Origin of the sequence: Brachyspira pilosicoli (assembly GCF_036997485.1) — a bacterium.
In the GTDB taxonomy this organism is placed as follows: Bacteria; Spirochaetota; Brachyspiria; order Brachyspirales; family Brachyspiraceae; genus Brachyspira; species Brachyspira pilosicoli_C.
The window spans coordinates 509132-533880 of sequence record NZ_JAWLPU010000002.1; the positions used below are offsets into that span (position 1 = coordinate 509132).

At 28.9% G+C, this 24749-nt stretch carries 20 protein-coding genes and 1 tRNA gene; 9 read left to right on the top strand and 12 right to left on the bottom strand.

Features of this window, described 5'->3' with window-relative positions; translation table 11 throughout:
• Both R4I97_RS07590 and R4I97_RS07595 read left to right on the top strand, forming a co-directional pair.
• Complete coding sequence (locus R4I97_RS07590) at positions 1-1272, top strand: hypothetical protein (protein WP_420535689.1); 1272 nt, start codon at positions 1-3, stop codon at positions 1270-1272.
• Between the two features lie 17 nt (positions 1273-1289).
• Entirely contained in the window at positions 1290-1880 is a 591-nt protein-coding gene (locus tag R4I97_RS07595; RefSeq protein ID WP_335784467.1) for an OmpA family protein, read from the top strand.
• Between the two features lie 52 nt (positions 1881-1932).
• On the opposite strand, the gene clpB is transcribed toward R4I97_RS07595, so the two are convergent.
• Entirely contained in the window at positions 1933-4512 is a 2580-nt protein-coding gene (gene clpB / locus R4I97_RS07600; protein WP_335784468.1) for an ATP-dependent chaperone ClpB, read from the bottom strand.
• A 296-nt stretch (positions 4513-4808) separates the two neighbouring features.
• Entirely contained in the window at positions 4809-6545 is a 1737-nt protein-coding gene (locus tag R4I97_RS07605) for a hypothetical protein (RefSeq protein WP_335784469.1), read from the bottom strand.
• Between the two features lie 120 nt (positions 6546-6665).
• On the opposite strand from R4I97_RS07605, the gene R4I97_RS07610 reads away from it, so the two are divergent.
• Complete coding sequence (locus tag R4I97_RS07610; RefSeq protein ID WP_335784470.1) at positions 6666-7517, top strand: aldo/keto reductase; 852 nt, start codon at positions 6666-6668, stop codon at positions 7515-7517.
• A gap of 59 nt (positions 7518-7576) precedes the next feature.
• Here R4I97_RS07610 and R4I97_RS07615 read toward each other — a convergent pair whose 3' ends face one another.
• From R4I97_RS07615 to R4I97_RS07625, 3 genes are all read right to left on the bottom strand, one after another.
• Positions 7577-8266: an NAD(P)H-dependent oxidoreductase gene (locus tag R4I97_RS07615; RefSeq protein ID WP_335784471.1), complete on the bottom strand. Its 690-nt coding sequence runs from the start codon at positions 8264-8266 to the stop codon at positions 7577-7579.
• Positions 8267-8403: 137 nt separating this feature from the next.
• Entirely contained in the window at positions 8404-8853 is a 450-nt protein-coding gene (locus R4I97_RS07620; RefSeq protein ID WP_335784472.1) for a MarR family winged helix-turn-helix transcriptional regulator, read from the bottom strand.
• A 56-nt stretch (positions 8854-8909) separates the two neighbouring features.
• Positions 8910-9740, bottom strand: a complete 831-nt coding sequence (locus R4I97_RS07625) for an MBL fold metallo-hydrolase (protein WP_335784473.1) — start codon at positions 9738-9740, stop codon at positions 8910-8912.
• A gap of 280 nt (positions 9741-10020) precedes the next feature.
• Here R4I97_RS07625 and R4I97_RS07630 point away from each other — a divergent pair, with 280 nt between their 5' ends.
• The 6 genes from R4I97_RS07630 to R4I97_RS07655 all read left to right on the top strand — a co-directional run bounded on the left by R4I97_RS07630 (position 10021) and on the right by R4I97_RS07655 (position 17254).
• On the top strand, positions 10021-11877 hold the full coding sequence (locus R4I97_RS07630; protein ID WP_335784474.1) for a ribonuclease J: 1857 nt from the start codon (positions 10021-10023) through the stop codon (positions 11875-11877).
• Positions 11760-12860, top strand: a complete 1101-nt coding sequence (gene sppA, locus R4I97_RS07635) for a signal peptide peptidase SppA (RefSeq protein ID WP_335784475.1) — start codon at positions 11760-11762, stop codon at positions 12858-12860. The genes R4I97_RS07630 and sppA overlap by 118 nt, the downstream gene beginning before the upstream one ends.
• Position 12861: 1 nt before the next feature.
• A complete protein-coding gene (locus R4I97_RS07640) occupies positions 12862-13425 on the top strand; it encodes a hypothetical protein (protein WP_335784476.1) in 564 nt (187 codons plus the stop codon).
• Positions 13426-13434: 9 nt separating this feature from the next.
• Positions 13435-14730, top strand: a complete 1296-nt coding sequence (locus tag R4I97_RS07645; protein WP_335784477.1) for an LptF/LptG family permease — start codon at positions 13435-13437, stop codon at positions 14728-14730.
• A gap of 587 nt (positions 14731-15317) precedes the next feature.
• Positions 15318-16019, top strand: a complete 702-nt coding sequence (locus tag R4I97_RS07650; protein WP_335784478.1) for a type II restriction endonuclease — start codon at positions 15318-15320, stop codon at positions 16017-16019.
• 17 nt (positions 16020-16036) lie between these two features.
• Positions 16037-17254, top strand: a complete 1218-nt coding sequence (locus tag R4I97_RS07655; protein WP_335784479.1) for an HsdM family class I SAM-dependent methyltransferase — start codon at positions 16037-16039, stop codon at positions 17252-17254.
• Between the two features lie 467 nt (positions 17255-17721).
• On the opposite strand, the gene R4I97_RS07660 is transcribed toward R4I97_RS07655, so the two are convergent.
• From R4I97_RS07660 to fliG, 7 genes are all read right to left on the bottom strand, one after another.
• Positions 17722-19824, bottom strand: coding sequence for a 6-bladed beta-propeller (locus R4I97_RS07660; RefSeq protein ID WP_335784480.1), 2103 nt, complete (start codon positions 19822-19824; stop codon positions 17722-17724).
• A gap of 84 nt (positions 19825-19908) precedes the next feature.
• Positions 19909-19981 (bottom strand) — tRNA-Thr (locus tag R4I97_RS07665).
• A gap of 59 nt (positions 19982-20040) precedes the next feature.
• A complete protein-coding gene (locus R4I97_RS07670; protein WP_335784481.1) occupies positions 20041-20751 on the bottom strand; it encodes a lytic transglycosylase domain-containing protein in 711 nt (236 codons plus the stop codon).
• 20 nt (positions 20752-20771) lie between these two features.
• Positions 20772-21209 carry a flagellar FliJ family protein gene (locus R4I97_RS07675; RefSeq protein ID WP_335784482.1) on the bottom strand — a complete coding sequence of 146 codons (438 nt, stop codon included), beginning with the start codon at positions 21207-21209 and terminating at the stop codon, positions 20772-20774.
• An 18-nt stretch (positions 21210-21227) separates the two neighbouring features.
• Entirely contained in the window at positions 21228-22697 is a 1470-nt protein-coding gene (locus tag R4I97_RS07680; RefSeq protein ID WP_335784483.1) for a FliI/YscN family ATPase, read from the bottom strand.
• 38 nt (positions 22698-22735) lie between these two features.
• The gene (fliH, locus tag R4I97_RS07685; RefSeq protein ID WP_219708501.1) at positions 22736-23635 is read right to left on the bottom strand and encodes a flagellar assembly protein FliH; all 900 of its coding nucleotides are present in this window, start codon (positions 23633-23635) and stop codon (positions 22736-22738) included.
• A 38-nt stretch (positions 23636-23673) separates the two neighbouring features.
• The gene (gene fliG / locus R4I97_RS07690; protein ID WP_013245001.1) at positions 23674-24708 is read right to left on the bottom strand and encodes a flagellar motor switch protein FliG; all 1035 of its coding nucleotides are present in this window, start codon (positions 24706-24708) and stop codon (positions 23674-23676) included.
• Positions 24709-24749 lie beyond the last annotated feature (41 nt).

Genomic DNA, 24749 nt, shown 5'->3' on the forward strand with positions numbered 1-24749 from the left:
ATGGATTCACTAATGAAAAGATTATTATTTGTATTTCTATTAGTTATTTTTAATTCGTTTAATTTATTTTCGCAGTTTTTTCCGCCTGTAATACCTGATATTAATTATGGAACTTTTATTAATGCTTATGTAAAATCAACTGGAAGATATAATAATATTCCTGAAGAAACTTTGAATATTTTAATTGAAAGCGAACAAATGAATAAACTTTTTGATGACGGTATAAAAACATTTACATTTGGAGAACTTATAACCATAGCTCAAAATCCAGAAAAAATTCTTGATACTACTACAAACGAATCTGTAATATTATTAGTTGGAACGACTTTAGGTTTCTTAGAATTAGCTAATATGCAGCAAGGTACAGCAACTGCAGTTATAAATGCATTAAAAAAGAAAACAGCTTTTAATGCGGCATCTGGTAATAATACAGGTCTTCTTATACCAATGCATACACCTATAGGAAGTTTTGGAATTAATTTATATAGTGATGTGCCTTTATATTCTGCAGAAAAAATAAAAAATTCTACAAAAAATGATTATGAATCATTATCAGACTCTTTAGAACTTCTTCCCATTCCTCATATTAATGCCTATTTGCAAGTGAATCTTGGTCCTATACCTTTAGCTCTCACTATTAGGGGTGGGATTTCTTTAGGGTTTAAGGATATTTATGGCATAGTTGTAAATGATGTTGAAATAGAATCTTTAGGCTATAATATAGGGGCTTCTTTAAAGGCTTATCTTTTTAGAACTAAATATTTCTTTGGTGATGTAAGAATGGATTTTAATTATGATGAAGGCAATTTAAAAATGTCTGCTAACAATAGAAATGTATATGTTCCTCTTTATCTTGGTTATAATGGAGGGACAGACACTGGAGTGGTATTTAATGGAAATGCATTTTTAGAATCCAAATGGAAAACTTTTGCTTTAAGCCCAAAGATTGTATTTGGTTTTAAAATGAGAGATAAAGTTCCTGTTATACAATATTTAGATGCTTATTTTTCTGTTGGGGCTGATATTGTATTTGGAAGTTTAGATTCAAAAGTGGGCGTTAATGGCATAGGAAGTTATGCTAATATTGTTGGGCATGAGATAACTGTTAATGATTTGTATATGCCAAATTCAGAAGATAAAATGTCTTATAAGCTTTATGATATGAGAGTGGGTTTTCATTTTGATATATTCTATCAATCTTTTTCTATAGAATATGGTATATTTACAAAGCAGCTTGCTATTTCATTTATACCAATTAATATAAGGTTTTAAGAGTTTAAGGGGTTAATATGAGTTATAAAATATTTTTGTTCGTTTTAATTCCTTTTGTTTTAATTTCTTGTTTTATACCAGAGAGAAGAATGTATTTTTCTTGGGATAAACCTAAAAATATTGAAAGTGAATGTAATTATAATTTTGTTTTAAGCACTAATATGAGTATTATTCAAACTGAAAGAGGATATTTACTTAACACAGATAGAGAAATATATTATAAAGTTGGAGCAAAAAAGGCATATAATATAGAAGATTATACTTATGTAATGAATGAAATGATTAGCTTTATGAGTAACAATAGAAATGCTATATTAATAGTAGAAGGGCATGCTGATGAGATAAGCAAAGAAAAATTAGATTTAAATATGAGGCTTTCTCTTCAAAGGGCAAGTGTTATAAGAGATGTCATAGTTTCTTTTGGTATTTCTCATGAAAGAGTAAAGATTTATCCGTATAGTTATTTTGCTCCTAAATACACTACTAATACTTTTCAAAATAGAAGAGTTGATTTTGTGGCATTGAAATGTGAAAATCAATTAAGCAATTATAATTATTATTACAGCAACTATTATAGTAATTATTATATTAATAATACAAATTATTAAAAAAGGCTTAGTAAAATATTTATTACTAAGCCCTTAATATTTTTATTTAATATTATTTTTCAAAAACCAAACCATCACCTTCTTTTACAACTTTTATAGTATCTCCTTCTAAATATTTTCCAGCAAGCATTTCTTTAGCTAAAGGATTTTCTATATAATTCTGTATCGCTCTTTTTAATGGTCTTGCTCCAAACTGTGGATCATAACCAATATCAGCAATATAGTCTATAGCCTCATCGCTTACATCTAAAGTTATTCTTCTGTCTTTAAGTCTGTTAGCAACTCTTGCTATTTGATTTCTTACTATCTCAGCAATATATTTTTTGTCAAGTCTAGTAAATGTTATTATCTCATCTATTCTGTTTAAGAACTCTGGTCTAAATGACATTTTTAATAGTTCCTGAATCTTTTCTTTGATATCATTAGTATCATTAGCTTCAAGAATTAAATCAGAGCCTAAATTACTTGTCATTATGATAATAGCATTTTTGAAATCTACTATTCTTCCTTGTCCGTCAGTAAGTCTTCCATCATCTAATACCTGAAGTAAAACATTAAATACATCAGGGTGAGCTTTTTCTATCTCATCAAATAATATAACAGAATAAGGTCTTCTTCTAACTGCTTCAGTTAATTGTCCTCCTTCATCATAACCTACATATCCAGGAGGGGCTCCTATAAGTCTAGTAACAGAAAACTTCTCCATATACTCACTCATATCGATTCTTGTTAAAGCTTTTTCATCGCTAAACAAGAAATCAGCAAGAGTCTTAGCAAGTTCAGTTTTACCAACCCCAGTAGGTCCTATAAATAAGAAACTTCCAAGAGGTTTGTTTTCATCAGAAAGACCTGCTCTGTTTCTTCTAATAGCATCAGCAACTGAAGTGATAGCTTCATCTTGTCCTACAACTCTTTTATGTAATACTTCTTCAAGCTGTAAATATTTTTGTTTTTCACTTGTAAGCATTTTACTTACAGGTATTCCAGTCCACACAGATATTACTCTTGCTATATCATCTTCAGAAATCTCTTCTCTTAAAAGTCTTTTCTTATCAGAGTTTTTAGCTTCTTCCATAGCTTTTGCTGCTTCTTCTAATTTTTTCTGTAATTCTGGTATTTTACCATATTTTATTTCAGCAGCTTTAGCTAAATTGCCTTCTCTTGTATATTGAGTTTCTTTTATATTTAAAGCTTCAAGTTCTTCTTTTAATTTTCTACTCTCTTCAATTCTTCCTTTTTCATTATCCCATTGAAGTTTCATAGCATTACGTTCTTCAGAAAGTTCAGATAATTCTTTTTCAAGTTTTTCTAATCTTTCTTTAGATGCTGCATCATTTTCTTTTGAAAGAGCTTGTTTTTCTATATTAAGCTGTAATATTTTTCTTTCAATTTTATCAAGTTCTGTAGGCTGACTGTCTATCTCTATTTTTAATTGGCTTGCAGCTTCATCTACCAAGTCAATAGCTTTGTCTGGTAAGAATCTGTTAGTTATGTATCTATTAGATAAAACAGCAGCAGCAACTAATGCATCGTCTTTTATTCTAACACCATGATGAACTTCGTATTTATCTTTTAAACCTCTTAATATTGAAATAGTATCTTCAACAATAGGCTCTTTACAATAAACTTGTTGGAATCTTCTCTCAAGTGCTTTATCTTTTTCAATATATTTTCTGTATTCATCTAAAGTAGTTGCACCTATTGCCCTTAATTCCCCACGTGCTAATGCAGGTTTTAATAGATTAGAAGCATCCATTGCTCCCTCTGTAGCACCAGCTCCTACAAGAGTATGAAGCTCATCTATAAATAATATAATGCTTCCTTCAGATTTTTCTATCTCTGTAATAACAGCTTTTAATCTCTCTTCAAACTCTCCTCTGAATTTTGCACCAGCTACTAATGCACCTAAATCTAAAGCTAATAGCCTTTTATCTTTAAGTCCCTCAGGTACATCTTGAGAAACTATTCTTCTTGCAAGTCCTTCAACAATAGCAGTCTTACCAACACCAGGCTCACCTATAAGTACAGGGTTGTTTTTTGTTCTTCTTGACAACACCTGCATAACGCGTCTTATCTCTTCATCTCTTCCTATAACAGGGTCAATTTTTTCAGCCTCTGCTAATGCTGTTAAATCACGGCAATATTTATCAAGTGCCTGCATTTTTGCTTCTGGGTCTTGGCTATTTACGCTTTGACCTTTTCTTAAATCTTTTAATGCACTTAAAACTTCTTTTTTGCTTATACCGCTTTTTCTAAGCATGTCACCTGCTTTGTTGTCTGCTTCAACAAGTGCTAAAAATATATGCTCTGTTGATACATATTGGTCTTTTAAAGCACTCGCTTCTTTTTCTGCTTTTGCTAAAACTTTACCAGCATTAGTAGAGAGATGTAACTGTACATTTTCGCCTGTAACCTTTACATTTTCATCAACTAATCTTTGGGTTTTATCTATTAATGTGTTTATAGGAACGCCTATTCTTTCAACTAATGGCTGAATAAGTCCGTCCTCTTGTTTTAATAATGCAAGAAGTAAATGCTCGCTTTTTATTTCGTTATGGTCTTCACCATTAGCTATATTAGCAGCTTCATTTACTGCCTCTTGGGCTTTTATTGTATATTTATTATAATCCATATTCTAATTAATTGACGGCTCTTAAACCGCCTAACTCCTTTATAAATTAATTATTTTTATTAAATAATTTTGTTTCAGCATTCAATTGCTGTACGCTTATATATATGCAAAAAATATGCCAAACAAATATATAAAAATGTGTTGTTTTTATACGTTGTAACTATATTTTTATATTTGTTTTTATGTTTCAATTAATATAATTGTATAAATTTTATATATAAAAAACAAGTATATTGTATAAAAATAATACTATAAATTTATATTCTCTATCAATATAGCATATTAATTCTTATTTTTTAATTCAACTCAAATGTGTAATGTGTAAAAGCTTTCTCTGGTTTGAAATAATTATTGCTTTTATCTTTAATTATTTTAATCATATCTGCCATAGCTTTATAGTATAAGAAGTAATAACAATTCTTTTTATACTCTGATATAGGAGAGTTTATAAGTAAATTATAATATTGCTTAGATAAATTCAATGCTTCTTCATATTGAGTGTTTAATTTGAACTCTCTGTCATAATCTAGCAAACGTACTAATTTGCCATTAAAATTAAATAAATCTCCTCCACCGCTTTCCCATGCTGTAGATGAGGTTATTTGATTTTTAGGAACTATAGTAATCCAATCTGTTTCTTTGGCATTATCAGGGTGAACAGATGATACTTGAATTTGATAAATGCCTGAATTTTTTACATGTTCTTCTGTAACTGTGAAATTAGTTTCAAACCTTTCAGCAGCCTCCATAATTTCTTTTACAGGAGGAATTGGATAGGTTGTATTGAAAGTTCTGTAATATTTGCCGTTAAGTTCTGTATATTTAGGTTCAAAAGGAGTACCATCATCAGAGGCTATATATGTAATTAAAGGATTTATTTTAAGATAGTTTACAATCTCTCCAGCATACCTAAAAGGATACGGTGTTTTTTCTAGCTCCCAATTAATACCATCTTCAGTAGACCATATTCCATCTTCCATAGTAGGTAGATAGGCTTTTAATATATCAAGATACCAATATCCTTCAGAAGCTTTATATTTATATGCGTATGAATTTCCTCCTGCCATATACATTTTTTTACCGTCATAACGATAATTATCAATCCTAGTTCTTCTTCCCCAAGGTGTTTCATTGGTTTGCCAATTTTTAGGGTCAGATGTATCTTTTCCAACATCTATACTATAATAATATTTTGAATCCAAATAAAAATCTTCACTTGACGGAGGAATAAATCCATCTGTATAATAATCATATACTGTAGGGTGAGTAAATAATAAAAATTTACCTTTAAAATACATTAATGTAGTATCAGCATGTCCTGAACCGATTCTTCCTTGGAAATTCGGATTATCAAAATCTAATTTAGGCAAAATATATTCCTTTTTATAAACATCAGGAGAGTCAATCCAATTTATCAAGTCTGAAGTTTCCTTGCCTCTTAAATTAAGGAAAACAGATGATATATATTTAAAATTAGTATTATAATATTTTATGTTTTTATATTCATATTTTTTCTCTGTTTTTGTATATATTGATCCATAGTCACCAGATGTAGGAATTCTTACTTTGCTTTCTTCTATTAAAACTTTTCTTGAATTAAGATTAGTCCAATATTCTATTTTTTCCAAATCATCATTTAATGAAAGACTATATATTTTTGTTATAGTTTTTCCATTATTATCTATTTTTAGTACAGCCCCTTTACCTGTTGGAGTTAATATTTTAGTATTAGGGTCATATTTATATTCATTAGTTGCTAATATATGCCATTCATTATTGAATTTAAATCTTCTTCCATATCCTCCAAATACTATTCCGTCTTTCACAATTTCTGGAGTAACGATGATATTTTTTTCTTCTGTTTTTTCAGGAGGTATAGGAAGCACTGGACTTGGTGTTGGATATTGAGGAATTTTTTCATTGTTTTTAAATTCAGTAGGGGGAGGTATAATAGAAGGAGTTAATAAATTTACTTTTTTACAAGATATTAACAGATTTAGAATAATTAAAAGTAAAAGTATTTTATTTTTCATGATAGTTATAATTCTATATTATAAATTTTATTTTTCAAGTTATTTACTATTATTTATAATTGACTTTGAATTAGTATACTATATAATTTATATACAATAATAAAGGAGTAGTATATAAATATGTTTTCTAATTTAAATAATACTTTTACATTAAATAATAATTATAAAATTCCTTGTATAGGTTTTGGTACTTGGCAGACTCCAGACGGTGAAACTGCTGTAAACTCTGTAAAAGAGGCTATAAAGTTAGGCTACAAACATATTGATACTGCTGCCGTTTATGGAAATGAAAAAAGCATCGGCAAGGCTATAAAAGAAAGCGGCATAGACAGAAAAGAATCATTTATTACAAGCAAAGTTTGGAACAAAGATAGAGGATATAATACAACATTAAAAGCATTTGAAAAAACTCTTAATGATTTAGAGCTTGATTATCTTGACCTTTATTTAATACATTGGCCTGCATCAGAAAATCAATTTAAAAATTGGGATAATATTAATTTAGAGACTTGGAAAGCTATGACAGAGCTTTATAAAAAAGGCAAAATAAAATCAATAGGCGTTTCTAATTTTATGCCACATCATTTGAAATCTTTAATGCAAACAGAAATTAAACCTATGGTAAATCAAATAGAGTTTCATGTTGGTTTTATGCAAGAAGAAACATTAAAATATTGTAGAGATAATAATATACTTGTTGAAGCTTGGAGTCCGCTTGGAACTGGTAAAATGCTTGATAATGATTTATTAAAAGAAATTGCTGGTAAATATAAAAAGTCTACGGCTCAGCTTTGCATAAGATGGTGTTTACAAAATAATACTCTCCCTCTTCCAAAATCAATTACTGCTTCAAGAATAAAAGAAAATAGCGAAGTTTTTGATTTTAATATTAGTGAAGAAGATATGAATACTATAAACAATATAGAATATTTTGCAGGTTCAGGGCTAAATCCAGATAAAATAGATTTTTGAGTTTCTATTATTTACAGAAAATTTATTTTGTTATTTTAGCATATTACTATTTCATTATTTTACCATGGGCGTTTATTATCAATCCAGCCTTTTTCTTTCCAATAGTTATAATCATTTTCTGTAATTTTCTTTTTTTGATGTAATTTTCTCATCAAATAAAAAAGCATTTTGGTTTTTATAGAAGGCTTTATATGTCCATAATCTTTTTTTATTTTGTCAGCTAAAGAATATATTTGCTTTCTTATTTTTTCTTTTATATCTTCGCTTACATCATTCCAAGTTACTTCCCTTACAGCAAAGCCAATTCTATATGTTTTAGCTACACCCCAAAAAAATGTACTGTCAGCTATATCTTTGGTTGTCTCTTTCATTCCGCCTCCTGCTGCAGTAGAAATGCACACAACTTGTTTTCTAAACATACTCTCTTCTGGTCTATGTATCATCCATCTATAACCGTAATGGTCTAATAATGTTTTCATAGCAGCTGTTACATGATATACATACACAGGGCTTGCAAATATTATTATATCAGCATTATCCATAGCTGAAGTGATTGGAGTTAATGCTTCATAATGCGGGCATAATTTCTCTGACTTTTTAAAACAATTATTACAGCCCACACAAAAAGAATTAAAATCTCTTGGGAGAAAAAACTCTGTAACATCGCCTTCTAATTTATCATAAAGCATTTTAGCAGCATTATAGGTAGAGCCCTTATGATTTTGACCATGTATTACTGTTATTTTCATTTTTTATATCTCTTAAATAAATAATTATTTTTTAATATTATAATGAATAGAAATTAAATTGTAAAGCATTTTTATTTTGCTTAGAATATTAGTATTTTATTTTTTATATATTTTTTTATTCAAAGTTTATAAGCAGTTTATATTTTTGATATATTCATTCTAATAAGCTCTAATATTTTTACAAACTTATCAATATCTTTTGAATCAATATTTTTTATTATATTATCTAACACCTCATTTTCATAACTCTCTATAATTGGAAGTTCTTTTTTGGCCTTTTCTGTAAGAAACAATGAAAAAGCTCTTTTGTCTGTTTTATTTTCTTGCCTTCTAATTAAAGTTTTTCTTTCTAATTTATCTATTATTGCTTTAACTGTATTTTGGTCTTTATCGAGTTTTACAGAAAGCTCTTTTTGGGATATACCCTCTTCTCTTGATAACTCTTTTATTACTATTAATTGTTCAGGTGTAATATCAAAATCAATTATCTGTTTGCCTATATATTGATATATTTTTCTTGCAGTATAGCAAACATCATATCCTATGTTATTAATAATAGACTCCTCAAATATAAAAAATGCTATCATAACAATCAATATTATGATAGCATGTATTTTAATTTTTGTTAATGTATTTTTAAAATTTATTTTGCTCTATCTATCAATGAATTAAGATATTTTTCCATATTTTCTCTATTCATAATAAAAGGATTCTGCTCTCCTTCTTTAAGATTTGAAACTTTTTCTAAATTAGCATAACCATTATCAGCAAAAAGGTGAGCAGTTAAAGAAACAGAAGCATTTCTTGAAAGAGCTTCTTTTTTAAAATATTCTGCCGACTGCTTATATTTTTTTACTAATTCTTTATCTTTAGGAAGCCCTGTTCCTCCCCATAATACTGCAGTATATTCTTTGCCTTTATACTTTACTGGAAATATGTAAGAGCTGCATCCTGGAGTGTGCCCCGGTGTTTCCAATATAGTTATGCTTACATCTCCTAATGTTATCACATCTTTATTTTTAGCATAAATATCTACTTTAGTTTTAGGAGAACGAGGAGAATTAGCACCTGTATTTAAATTGTACATTAAATCTGTATCTGTTTTTGTAAGTACAGTTTTAGCTCCATATTTGTTTCTTAAGTAATTAGCTCCGCCATAATGATCTCCATGACCATGACTAATCAATATATATTTTAAGTTTTTAGGGTCTAATCCAAATTCTTTAATGCCATCTTCTATAAGTTTAGCATCTCTGTCGTCCCACATAGAATCTATTAAAATAAGCCCATCAGAAGTATTAATTACCCAAGCAACAACACTCACCGTTCCTATACAGTATACATTATCAAATACTTTTGTAGGTTTTAGAGGAGTATTGTCGTTTAGATAATCCATAGGCGTTTTTTCAGCAGCAAATGCTGAACAAACAGAAATAAAAAAAATGAAAAAGACTTTCTTTAACGAATTAACCATTTCTTACCTCCTTGAAATAATTTATTTAATATTACTACGTATACGTATTATTGTCAATATGAATAACTATTTTTTATATCAAGATTATAAAAAACAATAATTAATTTATTTCAATTATCGTTTATTGATATCATATATCAAAAATAATAAACAAAATATTTAATTTTTAAAAATACATATTTTTTTACTAAATAAATAATAATTTTTAATATCTTGACTTAATATTTCTTTACAGTTAAAATAAAAAAATTAAAAATAATATACTAAAAGTAGTAAATAGATGAACAATAACGATAAGATAAGAATCATACCTTTAGGCGGTGTACAAGAAATAGGTATGAATATGACTGTTATAGAATATGGAAATGAAGTATTAATCATTGATTGCGGATTTATGTTTCCTAAATATCATATGCTTGGCATAGATTATGTTATACCAGACACTTCATATTTGGAAGATAAAAACATAGTTGGATTAGTGCTAACTCATGGACATGAGGACCATATAGGAGCTATACCTCATTTCTTAAGAAAATTTCCAAATATACAAATTTATGGTTCAAGATTAACAGCAGCTTTTTTAAGGGCAAAACTCAATGATTATAAGAATGAATATAAAGATGTTGATATTTATGAATTAGAGCCAAGAAATAAAATAAAAATAGGAATCAATTTTGATATAGAGTTTATAAGAGTTAATCATAGTATACCAGATGGTGTTGGTGTTGCCATCACTACTCCGCTTGGTGTTATAATACATACGGGAGATTTCAAAGTTGATTTAAATCCTACTACTGATAAATTTATAGACCTTTATAAGTTTGCAGAATATGGTGAAAATGGAGTATTGCTTCTTTTGGCAGATTCTACTAACTGTCATAAGAATGGGTTTTCTATGAGTGAAAGCTTAGTACAAAATACTATGACTCCCCTATTTGCTTATGAAGATGGTATGATAATTGTTGCTGTTTTTGCAAGCAGTATAGAAAGGATACAAGATTTGGTAACTGCTGCGAAGATTAACAATAAATATGTAGCTTTTTCTGGAAGAAGTTTACTCAAATATACAAAAATAGCACAAGAGATGGGATATTTAAATTTATATGATATAGTAATACCTATAGACAAATTAAACAGATACCCAAGAGAAAAGATTGTATGCATAACCACAGGCACACAAGGAGAGCCTTATTCTTCTCTTTCATTGATAGCTGCTGAGGCTCATAAGCATATAAAAGTAGAAGATGGGGATATGATTATATTTTCTTCAAGTGTTATACCTGGAAATGAGATGTCTGTTACAAGGATGATTAATAATCTCTATGATCTTGGGGCTAAAATGGTTGGGGAAGACAAAAAGCTTCTTCATGTATCTGGACATGCTTCAAGTGAAGATTTGAAACTCATGTATAGATTAGTAAAGCCCAAATATTTTATACCTATACATGGAGAGAAAAGACATTTAATCAGCCATATAAAATTGGTAGAAGAACTTAATGGGCTTAATTCTAAAGGATTTTTACTATATAATGGTAATGTACTTGAAATAGATAGCTCTTTAGAAGCAAAAATCGCTGAACCTATAGAGATAAGAAACATTTATGTTGATGGTAAAGGTGTTGGTGATTTGGAAGATAGCATATTCTTCGACAGAGAACAATTATCATTAAATGGAGTTGTAGTTGCTAATGTGGTGGCTAAAAAAAATAAAACTGGCAACTATGATATAAATATAGACATAGAAAGCAAAGGTTTTACATATAATGGAGCAGAAAAATCTTCTATAATAAGTAAAAATGAAGAGCTTATTAAAGAAGGCAAAAATGCTGCCACAGAAGCTGTTAGAAAATTATTAAATAGAAATAAAAGAACACCATCTACCATAAAATATGAAGTGCGCGAGGCGTTAAGAAAAAAGTTTATACAAATAATAGGAAGAGAGCCTGTTATATTTGTATCACTTTATATAGATAATGTTTATATAGAGTTAGAGGAAAATAAGACAAATATGGAGGAAATATGTACGAGCAAAACAACCAAGAACAAGAAAACAGTACACAAGAAGAAAATAAGGAATATACAAATACCATCAAAAAAAATGAAATTAAAGAAAATAAAGAAAACAAAAGATTTATAATATTTTCTCTATTAATAATTGTTTCTATAGTGATAGGTATTGTTTCTATATTTACTAAACCAAAAAACACAATTTCTTCTGTTATTATAAAAGGAACAACAACAAATATTAATTCTATACAAAATAAAGAAGGCATTGCAATTATAGATTTAGTTGGTGTAATATCGCATGTAGCAAGAAAAAACTCACTTGGAATAGAAGAAAAATCTGTTACAGAAAAATTAATTGATGATTTTGAATATTACATGAAAGATGATAATGTAAAAGCTATAGTATTACAAGTAGACAGCCCAGGAGGAGCTTTAACTTCTTGTGAAGAGGCATTAAAATATTTGCAGGAATTAAAGAAAAAATATCCAAAGCCAATAGTAGCTTCATTTAGAAGTATGGCAGCAAGCGGAGGATATTATATTTCCATGATAGCTGATAAAATATATGCTAATGAATCAACACTTACTGGAAGTATAGGTGTAATATCTCAGTTTGTTAATGTATCTAATTTAATGGATAAATATGGAATAAAAATGTATACAATAAAAAGCGGAAGAAATAAAGATTCATTATCTCCGTTTAGAGAGCCAAGAGAAGATGAACTTGCTTACTGGCAGGATATGACTTATGAGTTTGTTGCTCAATTTACTAATGTGGTAGAAACTTCAAGAGGTGATAAAATAAAAGGAAACAGAGAAGATTTATTTGATGGAAGAGTATTTAGCGGGAAAAAAGCTTTAGAAGTAGGTTTAATAGACAATATTGGCACACTTCAAGATGCTATAAAAGATGCAGCTCAAATGGCTGATATAAAAGATGAAGAACCTTATATTATACAAAAACCAGAAAATAAAAACTTTATAAATCTAATATTATCAAGTATGCCTTTTATTTATAAACCTCAAGCTTTAATACCTTATGAGGAATTAATAAATACTAAATATATAGGTGTGCCTATGTATATATATATTCCTAATTATATTGGAGAGTGAAATGAAAATATATGAAGCTATATATTATTATATGTTATCTCCTAAAGAGGCTATAAAAAAAGAATTAAAATTTGAATATGCTTTAGTAATATTTTTAATGGCATCAATCAGTATATCGATATCTGCTTTAATAACCATTGGAAACAAAGGTTCTATATTTAAACTTTTAATATTTACTTTTGGAATATCAGCATATATTGCAATTTCTAATATAATAAAAATAGCTATTATTAATTTAGCTACTACCCTATTAAATGTATATAATACAAACTATATTAAAAAATTTATTAAAAATTATTTTGCAATATACGGCATATTTATTTTTATTTTACCAATAAGCTTAATTTTTATAAAAAACAGTGCCTTATTTTTTATACAAGCCATTAGCTTTATAATATTTCAAATATACTATTTTTTTCTATCATACCATAATATAAAAACATCTTTTAATATAAATAGCAGTTCAAAAGCTTTTATGGTTTTACTTTCTCCTATTATAATAGATTATTTAACATATATATCTTTAATTATATTAATATTTGGAGTTTTTATAAATAGTTTATAATTTATTGTTATGAAAAAAATAAAGAAATATATTATATTAGAAGCTATAGGTCCTTTTATAGCAGGTGTATTATTTTTTACTTTCATATTTGTAATACAACTTTTACCAGAATTATTTAAGCTTATATTAAATAATGGTGCTCCAATATCTACTTCTTTAGAAATATTTGTTTATATGCTTCCATTCAACGTGGCAATTACTATACCAATGTCTATACTAATGGCAGGAATTATGGGGTATGGAAGACTTTCTTCTGACAATGAGATAATTGTAATGCGTGCTTTAGGTTTCTCTCACATGAGAATATATGCCCCTATTATAATACTTGGTTTTTTTACATTTTTATTTTCTTTATTTTTTAACAATGTTGTTATGACAGAAGCAAATTATAGATATAGAGCTTTATTTTCTTATATAATCAATATAAGACCTTCTATTGCGGTTGGAAAATTAGAGTTTGCCTATATATCTGACATTAATTTATCTATTGGAGCATATTATAGTGATAATAGCGGCATGTCTAATGTTGTTATATACGATGGAAATTCTCAGGCTAGAAGGATAATTACTGCTAAAACTGGAAAATGGAAAAACAATGAGGCCAATTCTAAAGTTATTACTTTAACTTTATATGATGGAATAGTTCAAGAGATGCCTGTATATGGTTTTGTAACTAATGATTTTACAGCATTTGATGCCATGGATATTAATATAGTTAGAAATGTAAGTAAATTAAATGACCATGAAAGAGGGCTCAGAGAAATTCCTGCTTGGAAGATAAGAAAAAAAATCAATGATTCAATGTCCAACTCGCTTCAAACAGTAACCAATCAAATAAGTAATATGATAGTTACCGCCTATTCTAATTCATTTATAACCAATATAGATGGCACAACAAATATAATACTAACAAATGCTAATATATCTTTTTCATCGTTTTCAAACACTTATGTTACAACAAACTCTGTAGAATTAGATAAATTAATAGAAACAACCAAAAAAGAAGCCGTACCGTATTTTTATTATGTAGAGTTTCATAAGTTTATATCAATACCAGCAGCATGTTTATTTATGGTATTTATTGGGGCACCTTTGGGAATAGTGGGTAAAAGAAGCGGAAGGGGATTTGGATTTGGTCTTTCTGTAATAGTTGTAGTAATATATTATATTCTTATCACTGTAGCAGAAATTATAGCAGGAAATAGGACTGTACCTGGTTTTGTTGCTATGTGGTTTCCTAATATAGTACTGGCTGCTATAGGGGCTTTCCTTATGATACGTTCATTCTTTAGTAAAGGAAAATAAAACTACTTATAGCAAAATTAATAAATATTTTTATTGTTTTAATTTTATTGATTATAAATATATATTAAATAATGATATATGTTTGTAGTTATATTCTATAAAAATGCAGTCCTTTTGCTTCTTTGGGTCACCAAAAGAAGTGGGGGTGTGGGGGCAAAGCCACCACAAACAAAAAAACCTAAAAAATATTTTCTGACAAACTAAAATCAATATATTCTAAAATAACTATATTTTGTTATATGATTTTTTTATTCAACTTTTTCCGTAACAAAAAGTTTTTGCCATCAGGGCAGGCTTCTCAGGAGAAAAGTCACCACAAATAAAAAACATAAAAATTCTATTGTTCTTTTTCCCGCAGCTACACGCTGTGGATTTCGTCAAAGAACCAAAAAGTGCAAATTAAGAAAATAATACTAATTATATTTTATATGTATATAAATTATTAAATTAAGATTAAAACAATACAAATATTTATTTATAGTTAATAATACAAAATCATAAAAAAATATAATAATATAGATAATCTTATTAAATAGCTTTGAAACAACTCTATTGACAATATTATTGTTTTAAAATATATTATTGCAATGCTTAAAGATATATTTATAGATATAAAAAATAATAAAAAAGAGTGGCTTAAAAGTAAAAAAGGTAATGAATTTGAAGACCGATTTGAAGCTTCACTAAAACGTTATGGCTTTAATAGAAGAGTAAAAGAAGATATTAACGACATACTCTCTTCTATTAAAAAAAATATTATAGATAAGAAAAGTGATTTATTGCTCGATAATACTTATGCAGTTAAAGATAAAAGCATGGAAAACTGTTTTGTATGCCAGCCTTATGGAAGTCAGGAATTCCCAGATTTTCTAATATTTGCAAATAAAAAAATTATATCTATAGAAATAAAATATAGCAGCGGAAAATCTTCAAAACCTATGTGGAATAGTAATTTACCTAAAGCTAATGCTATTTACATATTTGGTTCTTATGGACTTTCTGACGTTACATTTTTCTTAGGAAGAGATGTGCTTAGCATGGAAGAGAGAATAGAGCTTATAGGTTTTTTTGAAAATAATGCTAAAAGATTAGAAGAAGAATTTAGAAAAGAAATGAGAAATAAATTAGATAATATAAATTATAAATTTGATAGAGGATTTGATGTTTATATTAGAACAGCTTATGAACAAAATAAAAACATAAATAAAGATGCTAATGTAGATTATTTTTCTCATATAGATAGAATAAAATGTGAAGAAAATGTTATAGGATTTTGTGAGAGTTTATAAGAGAGATAAAAAGTATAATGCAAAAAGAGTACACAAAAGAAAGCATAGATTATTTAAAAAATACTAATATAGAAAAAAGAAAAAAATTAGGTCAATATTTCACACCTAAAACTATAAGGGATTTGCTTTTAAAAAAATTAACAGATATATCATCAAAAAAAGATAATGTAAAAATATTAGACCCAGCCTGCGGAAGCGGAGAGTTTCTTTTATCTTGCAACGAATACTTTAATAATCCAAAACTCTATGGATTTGACATTGATGATGAGTTAATTAATATATCTAAAAAACTTATAAAAAATGCTGATATAAAATGTATAGATACTCTAAAATTAAACATTGATAACTCTATTAAATATGACTATGTTATAGGGAATCCCCCATATTTTGAGTTTAAATTAGATAAAGAACAAAAAACAAGATTTAAAGATATCATAAATGGAAGAGTTAATATATTTTCATTATTTATCAAAATAGGATTAGAACTTCTTAATGAGGAAGGATATTTAGCTTATGTTATACCTCCTTCAATGAATAATGGAGCATTCTTTTCTAAATTGAGAGAATATATAATAAGTAATAGCAGCATAGAATATTTACACATAATAGAAGGCTCTGATAAGTTTTATATGGCAAATCAGAAAGTAATGCTTTTAATATTAAAAAAAACGAATACACAAAAAAACAAAAAATATATATTTGAAAAAAACGGCATTACAATATTTACAGAAAATAAATTATTTTTAAATAAAGCATACAAAGATACCATTAGTTTAAGAGAAATAGGATACTGTGTAAAAACAGGAAGCATAGCATGGAATTTCAACAAAGATAAATTAACTAATGATAAAAATAATGCTATACCTTTAATATATTCTTCTAATATAGTGGATGGAAAAATTATTATACCAAATAAAAGAGAATTACAATATATAAAAAATATTTCAGAGGATTTAATAATAAGAGAAGAGGTAATAGCAGTTAATAGAATAACGGGTTCTAATAAAAGCATTAATATAAAATCAGCAATAGTAAAAGAAAAAGAGTTTGTATGCGAGAATCATGTTAATGTTATATATCAGTTAAAAAATTATAATAAAAACTACTCTTTAGAATATATCTATAATGCTTTAAATGACGAAAACAATATAAAAACATTAAGCCTTATAACAGGAAATACTCAAATCTCTAAAACAGAATTAGAAAGGCTTCTTCCCATAAAAGTTAAAAGATGATTAATAAAATAATACTATATGTTTTTGGCTATACTTCATAAAAATACAGTTCTTCGCGAAGCGTATCCGAAGGATATGAGGTTCTTTTATACCAATACCGAAAGGTATCTACTCGGTAAAAGAACTGGGGTGCATAACCTAAGGGCACGCTTCGCAGGGGCAAAGCCACCACAAATTACAAACTTAAAAAAAATTGTCATATAAGTTTTTATTTTATTCAACTTTTTCCCGTAGCAAAAAGTACAAATTATTTCGCTTATTCGTATACATTTCGCGAAAGTGCAAGTATTTAAAATATATATGAATAATACCATATATTTTTAGCTATACTTCATAAAAATGCAGCCTTTTTGCTCCTTTGTGGCAACAAAAGAAGTGGGGTGCGGGGCAAAGCCCTGCAAATAATAAAAAACAAAAAGTGCAAGTTGACAAAGTTAAAAATTATATTTTTTTTATATTTCTAAATTTTAAGGCAATATAAATCCAGATTCCTCTTCTCCAGACATATCTCTATAATTAACTCTAATTTTTAATGATCTATACTGACCTTTTTCTAAATTATTCTTAAAACTATTGAAATAAATAAAATATCTTCCAAAATTAATATTTTTTATATTCATAAGCTCATTAGCATAATTAATAGAATTATCAGCATTTATAGTATAACCATAAGTAGACTTAGTCATTAAATCATAGAAGTAGTTTGTTTTATTAGCTCCAATATAAACCTGATTCAATGAAACAGCATTATTTTTTGCATAATTATAAAGGTCTGTAAAATCCATCATAGAAAATACTGTGTCATCAGGATCGCTTACTGAGAAGTTAATAATAGCAGTCTTCTTAAAACTATTTGCAGAAAGTCTTATAGCCTCATAATAAGCATTATCTAAAGCTGATATTCCTCCTACAAATCTAAAATTATTAGCATTTTCTAATATTCTTAAATTAGCAGCAGAATATCCATCAGATTTATAAACCTCATCATTATAATGTATAACCATTACTTCATCATTATTAGTTAAACTCAAAGTAAAATTGCTAATCTCTTCTTTTATTCTGTTTTCATAAGGCTTAGCAGCAGCACTGTCTTCAATCAAAAATATAAATCTATACTCATGAAGCTCAGGGGCATCATACATTCCAACTTTCTTATATAAATTGTCATTTTCTATAACCTCAAAATTTTCAGCAGTAAGTCCAATAATAGGGTTAGTAAGTCTATCACGTACAGTCACAGAAGTTACAACAACAGGATATTTATTTAAATATTGTCTATCAACAAATACGTCTAAATTAGCATAATACTCTTCTTTTCTTGTATAAACATCTATTTTTCCAGATAAAAAATCTGTAAGATAAATTGTCTTATTAGCATCTTCTGTTACAGAAGTAGGAGTAGCAGTATATCTCTCAGAATTGTTAAACAAAGTAAAAATATCATTATTTATGTCATAATAATAAACTTTACTTCCATCAGCTATAAATAAATTTCCATCGGAAGCAAAAGATAATCCCCTAGGCTCATTAAATAATTCATGCTTAATAGTAGAAACATAATTTCCGTTTAAATCAAATTTCTGAACTCTTTTATTTCCCATATCAGCAACATAAATATAATTATTATCAACAACTATTCCAGCAGGGGAAAAGAACTCTCCATCATTTTCACCCATCTTACCAAAACTATCTAAATAATTTCCATTAACGTCAAATACTACAATTCTATTATTTCCAGTATCAGATACATATAGCCTTCCTCCATTATCAGCATATAAAGATGAAGGACCAAGCAGCTGACCATTGCTTATACCAGTGTTTCCTATATTTGTAATATAATTTCCGTTATTATCATATTTAAATATTTTATCTCTTTTAGTGTTTGCTATATATATATATCCATCATTATCAATTGTAAAGCCTCTTGGATTTTCTAATTTCTCATAAGGATAAACTCTTGTTACAAACTGTATAGCCTTTCTCCACCAACTATTTTGCTGCTCTTCTAACCTTTTACCATTTGATATTTTTCTTATTAAGTTTCCATTTACATCAAATTGCTTTAATGAAGAATCACTATAATCTAACACATACAAAGTACCATCTTCGAGCATTTCTATTTGTATAGGCTGATTAATATTTTTTAAGAAATTAGCATTTGTAGAGAAGTTTTTAAGGTAAATAAAATTGCTTAAAGTATCCTTAGTATCTTCAGAAACATTTGCTGTATAATATTTATTAATTTTAGAGAGTATTATAGGGTCTTGGTATCCCATTCTAGTAATATTCATCCATTCGTTGATAGCGAGATTCATATATCCTGCTTTATATAAAGCTCTGCTATACCAATATCTAATAAACTTATCCATTGGATTTGTATTAAGAGAGGTTCTAAAGCTCGCTATTGCCGCGTCATAACGTTCTTGATTATAATAGTGCACACCTCTAATGAGCTCTCTGTAGGAGTCATAGCTATCTGTGTTTACATAATATGGGGTTTTGTCTAGGGGGTATGAAAGCGATACAGTTACAAAAAAAATAACCATAAACGCTAGAAGTTTTACTCTCATAAATCCTCTTTTTTAGTTTTTATTTTATGGTTTTATTAAATTAAAAATAATTACAAAAAACAAATATAATAATAATGATAACAAAGCCCACTATCGGGATTGAACCGATGACCCTCACCTTACCATGGTGATGCTCTACCTGCTGAGCTAAGTGGGCACTTTTTCATTTTTATTATAAAATTACAGACTAAAAAAGTCAAGCAAAAAATAATATGTTTACTTTATATAGCCTATAATATTTTTAACATAATTTTTAGTTTCATCTATATTAGGTATTCTTTGTAATTTATCTACCAAAGAAGGACCCGCATTATAAGCAGATAAAGATAAATCTAATCTGCCGTCATATTTATTTAGCATTTGCGATAAATATTTAGTACCAGCCATTATATTAGTGTAAGGGTCTTTAAGCATCTCTTTATCGGTTACACCAAGCCCAACTCCTGTAGAAGGCATTATCTGCATTAAACCAATAGCTCCCTTGTGGCTAACAGCATTAGGCATGTAGTTTGATTCTTGCTTTATAACTGCTTTAATCAAATCTTCAGGTACAGAATATTTATTAGCAGCTTCTTTAATTATATCATCATAAGTTGATGGGAAAGATACTTTTTTATATGCATTTAGAGCTTTAGCAAAATTATTGCTGGCATCATCATACACACCAAAAGAAATTTTACCATTAAATGCTTCACTATTATTAATTTTTTTATTGCTTGCTTCCACTGTTGCAGCATCAGTTTTATTTAGTTTATCTAATTGACCATTATTATCTATTTTTGCAGAGCTTTCAGCCATAGCTTCATTTAAATGTTCAGAAAAAGATTTTGTAGGAGGAGTTGTATTAAGCGGAGCAAAACCTAATTGATTAAATCTCTCTTGAATCTCCCCTATTCTAACATGTATTCTTTGTACTGACTCTATCATAAAAAAATCCTTAAATTATTTTAATTGACATAATAGTCATTTTTCCATTCATCTAATTTAGACTGCTCTTCTTTGTTCATTAACTTTTTATATTCTAACAATTTTTTCTCTTTTAATATTTCAACAGCCCTTCTTTGTCTAGTAGCCTCTTGCAAAATGTCCTGCCTCTTTCTAAGCTCAATTCCTATTTCAGACATTTTTCTATCATGTATCGCTATTTGAGAGTTTAGAGCAAGCATATATTCTCCCAAATAAATACTCATATTAATCATCTCACTGCTATCATCAATAGAATCTACTATTTTTATGCCGTCATTTATTTTTAAAATGCAATTATCTTTACCCTCTTTTTCTTTATTATATAAAGCAGAAACCTCCGCAACTTCAGCTTGTTTTTTTTTCTCTATGTTTTTTCTAAGTTTATATAAAGGCTCAAGTTTAAAATCAAATCTTTTCATAATCTTCTAACACTTAAATTATAATATTACAACACCCTCTTCCTGTTTAACATTATCGGAAATTCCTGTATAGTCATTTGCACTTTTTACATCGCCGTTATTAAGCAAATCCTCTTCTATTTCATTTTTAGAATAAAACATAGAAAGCAAATTTTCTTTACTGTCTGCAAAAGTAGAAAGTTCATACATATCCTGCTGTAAGTATCTGTCCATCAAAGGTTTATACTCTATAGCCCTATCAACCTCAGGCATGCTCCCCTTAGCATAACCGCCAATCATAATAAGTTCTTTAACTTCATTATAATCAGCACTCATCTTTAGAAACTCTCTTGCAGCCTTTTTATGCATATTAGAAACTACTTCATTCATAATCCTCGATATGCTTTTATTTATGTCAATAGCAGGGAAATGCCCTCTATTAGCTAAATCTCTCGATAAAACAATGTGCCCATCTAATATACCTCTCACAGCATCAGTAATAGGCTCGTCCAAATCATCACCTTCAACCAATACATTGTAGAAAGCTGTAATTGTTCCTTTTGAAGAAGTACCAGTTCTCTCTAATAATTGTGCTAATTCTGAAAAAACACTCGGAGTATATCCTCTTGTAGTAGGAGGCTCACCTCTTGAAAGCCCTATCTCTCTTTGAGCTAAAGCAAAACGAGTTACAGAATCAACCATAAACATAACATCTTTGCCTTGGTCTCTAAAATATTCAGCTATTGTGGTAGCAGTATATGCAGCACGCACTCTCAAAAGCGGAGCATCGTCACTTGTAGCAACAACAACTACACTTCTTTTTAAGCCCTCTTCTCCAAGGTCTCTTTCTATAAAATCTAATACCTCTCTTCTTCTCTCACCAATTAATGCAATAACATTAACATCAGCATTAGTGTTTCTTGCTATCATAGATAAAAGAGTAGACTTACCAACACCCGTACCGCTCATTATAGCCATACGCTGCCCCTTACCAACAGTAAGAAGCCCATCTATAGCACGCACACCTGTTTGTATATTCTTTTTAATTCTTGGTCTATTTAATGGATTTACAGAAGTATGATTTATAGGTATAGGGGTTTCATAAAACTTGTGTCCGCCGCCGCTTAAAGGCTTACCCATACCATTTAATACAGTGCCTAAAATTTTATTAGAACAAATTATAGATAAAGGCTTATCAGAAGAATAAACCATATTTCCAAAAGTAATACCATTTACACTGCCATAAGTAGAAAGTAAAACATCTTGATTTCTAAAACCTATAACTTCAGCATCTATAAATGTATCATCATTTTTATATATACGGCAAATATCTCCAAGCTTTGCAAAAGGTCCTTCACTTATAACAAGAGAACCTATAACCTCTTTTACCTTACCGCAAAACTTGAGCATTGCAACATCATCAACAACCTTTCTATATTTGTCAAAAGAGTCATGTATCTCTCTAAAAGAATGCTCTCTATCGCTTTCTAATCTGCCGCCTTCAAACATAAATAAACCTTTTTATATATAGTAGTTTTTTATTATAATTAAAATCCTTTTATAGGCTCTACTTCTTTTATAGCAGTTTCTATTTCATTTAATTGAGTATTAATTCTAGCGTCAATGTCACCGAAGTCTGTTTCTATCATACAACCGCCCACATCAACATTAGGGTCTTCTAATACTGTAACACCTTCAATCTTGTCAAGCATCTGATAAAACTCATCTTTATGCCTTGCAGAAATCTCTAAATCATCAATATTTACTCTTATAGTGATTTTAGTTCTTCCTTTAATTCTTCTTAATGCCTCTTGAATATTTCTTATTACTATACCTTTGTCTTTTTCTGTGAGCATTTTTACTACTCTCTTAGCAATGAGTATAGCAACCTCTATAAGCTGAGCTTCTGCTGTATCTATTATTTCATTTCTTTTATTAATAGTTTCAGCTAATATCTTTTTTAATTTTTCATTAAGTTTAGTTAAATCATTATTGCCGTCAGCAAAAGATTTCTCAAAGCCCTCATCATAGCCTTTAGCATATCCTTCTTTGTATGCAGCATCTTTTATAGATTCAGACTCGCTTTGTATTCTCTCTTTTTCAGCATTAGCATCTTGTATGATTCTTGAAGCATCAACTTTAGCCTGTTCAGACATAATATGCACTTCATTTTGCTTAGCTTTAAAAATTTCAAAAGCCTGATTTTTGGCATCTTCTATAATTCTCTGTGCCTCATCAGCAGCCTTTCTTCTCATGTCTTTTAAATCTTCTTCCCACTGAGCTCTAAGTCCAGCAATCTCTGCCTCAATCTCCTCTATAGAAGGACCATGATACTCTTCCTGCTCTTCAAAATCTATCTCTTCCTGAAGCTTATGATGCGGTACAGCTATATTAACCTTTTGAGTAAGTTCAACAATACTTTTAGCCTTAAAAACCTTTTCTGGCATAATTTAAACTCCTAATTAATAATCAAAATAAATACACATCAAACAACCATTTCATCTTCACCAGCACGAGCCACAACAATGTCTCCCTGCTCTTCAAGCTTACGAATGATATTAACAATTTTCTGCTGAGCTTCTTCAACATCTTTAAGACGAACAGGTCCCATAAAGTCCATATCCTCTTTAAGCAATGCAGCAGCACGTTTAGACATATTTCTATATACTTTATCTTGAGCATCAGAATCAACACTCTTAAGTGCCTTAGCCAAATCACTAGAGTCAACTTCACGCAAAACTTTCTGTATAGCTCTGTCATCAAGTAAAACAATATCTTCGAATACAAACATACGTTTCTTGATTTCTTCTGCAAGTTCTGGGTCGTCTTCCTCCAAACTCTCAATAATACTTTTCTCTGTAGATCTATCAACACTGTTAATAATTTCAACTATAGAATCTATACCGCCCGCAGAAGTAAAGTCTTCACTAGCAAGTGTAGAAAGTTTTCTCTCAAGTACCCTTTCAACCTCTCTTAAAACCTCTGGAGAAGTTCTGTCCATTGTAGCAATTCTCTTAGCAACATCAGGCTGTATTTCTGAAGGCAATGCTCCTAATATGCTTGCTGCCTTTGGAGCTTCCAAATATGCTAAAATAAGTGCTATAGTTTGAGGGTGCTCACCTTGTATAAAGTTAAGCAAGTGAGCTGGGTCTGTACGGCGTATAAAATCAAACGGTCTTACTTGTAATGAAGAAGTAAGTCTATTGATTATATCGCTTGCCTTCTGGCTTCCTACAGATCTTTCAAGCAAGTCTCTAGCATAATCTATACCGCCTTGAGTTATAAAGTCTTGAGCTATCATCATCTCTTGGAATTCTCTAAATACAGCATCTTTATCGGCAGATTCAATATTCTCAAGTCTCGCAATATCAAAAGTGATTTGCTCTATTTCCTCTTCGCGTAAATGCTTGAATATCTCACTAGAAGCTTCCATTCCTAAAGAAACTAAAAATATAGCAACTTTCTGACGTCCGCTTAATACGCGTTGTTTTTTTTCTTTTTCATTATTAGCCGTAGCCATACTTAAACTCCTATTAAAATTTATAACTCAATATTTTTTAT

What these genes read in the sequence shown, in the direction of transcription:
- R4I97_RS07670 (WP_335784481.1), bottom strand. Translation starts at nt 20,751, where the DNA reads ATGATAGAGTCAGTACAAAGAATACATGTTAGAATAGGGGAGATTCAA.
- R4I97_RS07625 (WP_335784473.1), bottom strand. Translation starts at nt 9,740, where the DNA reads ATGGTTAATTCGTTAAAGAAAGTCTTTTTCATTTTTTTTATTTCTGTT.
- R4I97_RS07660 (WP_335784480.1), bottom strand. Translation starts at nt 19,824, where the DNA reads ATGAGAGTAAAACTTCTAGCGTTTATGGTTATTTTTTTTGTAACTGTA.
- R4I97_RS07675 (WP_335784482.1), bottom strand. Translation starts at nt 21,209, where the DNA reads ATGAAAAGATTTGATTTTAAACTTGAGCCTTTATATAAACTTAGAAAA.
- R4I97_RS07590 (WP_420535689.1), top strand. Translation starts at nt 1, where the DNA reads ATGGATTCACTAATGAAAAGATTATTATTTGTATTTCTATTAGTTATT.
- R4I97_RS07605 (WP_335784469.1), bottom strand. Translation starts at nt 6,545, where the DNA reads ATGAAAAATAAAATACTTTTACTTTTAATTATTCTAAATCTGTTAATA.
- R4I97_RS07640 (WP_335784476.1), top strand. Translation starts at nt 12,862, where the DNA reads ATGAAAATATATGAAGCTATATATTATTATATGTTATCTCCTAAAGAG.
- R4I97_RS07655 (WP_335784479.1), top strand. Translation starts at nt 16,037, where the DNA reads ATGCAAAAAGAGTACACAAAAGAAAGCATAGATTATTTAAAAAATACT.
- clpB (WP_335784468.1), bottom strand. Translation starts at nt 4,512, where the DNA reads ATGGATTATAATAAATATACAATAAAAGCCCAAGAGGCAGTAAATGAA.
- R4I97_RS07615 (WP_335784471.1), bottom strand. Translation starts at nt 8,266, where the DNA reads ATGAAAATAACAGTAATACATGGTCAAAATCATAAGGGCTCTACCTAT.
- sppA (WP_335784475.1), top strand. Translation starts at nt 11,760, where the DNA reads ATGTACGAGCAAAACAACCAAGAACAAGAAAACAGTACACAAGAAGAA.
- fliG (WP_013245001.1), bottom strand. Translation starts at nt 24,708, where the DNA reads ATGGCTACGGCTAATAATGAAAAAGAAAAAAAACAACGCGTATTAAGC.
- R4I97_RS07645 (WP_335784477.1), top strand. Translation starts at nt 13,435, where the DNA reads ATGAAAAAAATAAAGAAATATATTATATTAGAAGCTATAGGTCCTTTT.
- R4I97_RS07630 (WP_335784474.1), top strand. Translation starts at nt 10,021, where the DNA reads ATGAACAATAACGATAAGATAAGAATCATACCTTTAGGCGGTGTACAA.
- R4I97_RS07650 (WP_335784478.1), top strand. Translation starts at nt 15,318, where the DNA reads ATGCTTAAAGATATATTTATAGATATAAAAAATAATAAAAAAGAGTGG.
- R4I97_RS07595 (WP_335784467.1), top strand. Translation starts at nt 1,290, where the DNA reads ATGAGTTATAAAATATTTTTGTTCGTTTTAATTCCTTTTGTTTTAATT.
- R4I97_RS07620 (WP_335784472.1), bottom strand. Translation starts at nt 8,853, where the DNA reads ATGATAGCATTTTTTATATTTGAGGAGTCTATTATTAATAACATAGGA.
- R4I97_RS07610 (WP_335784470.1), top strand. Translation starts at nt 6,666, where the DNA reads ATGTTTTCTAATTTAAATAATACTTTTACATTAAATAATAATTATAAA.
- R4I97_RS07680 (WP_335784483.1), bottom strand. Translation starts at nt 22,697, where the DNA reads ATGTTTGAAGGCGGCAGATTAGAAAGCGATAGAGAGCATTCTTTTAGA.
- fliH (WP_219708501.1), bottom strand. Translation starts at nt 23,635, where the DNA reads ATGCCAGAAAAGGTTTTTAAGGCTAAAAGTATTGTTGAACTTACTCAA.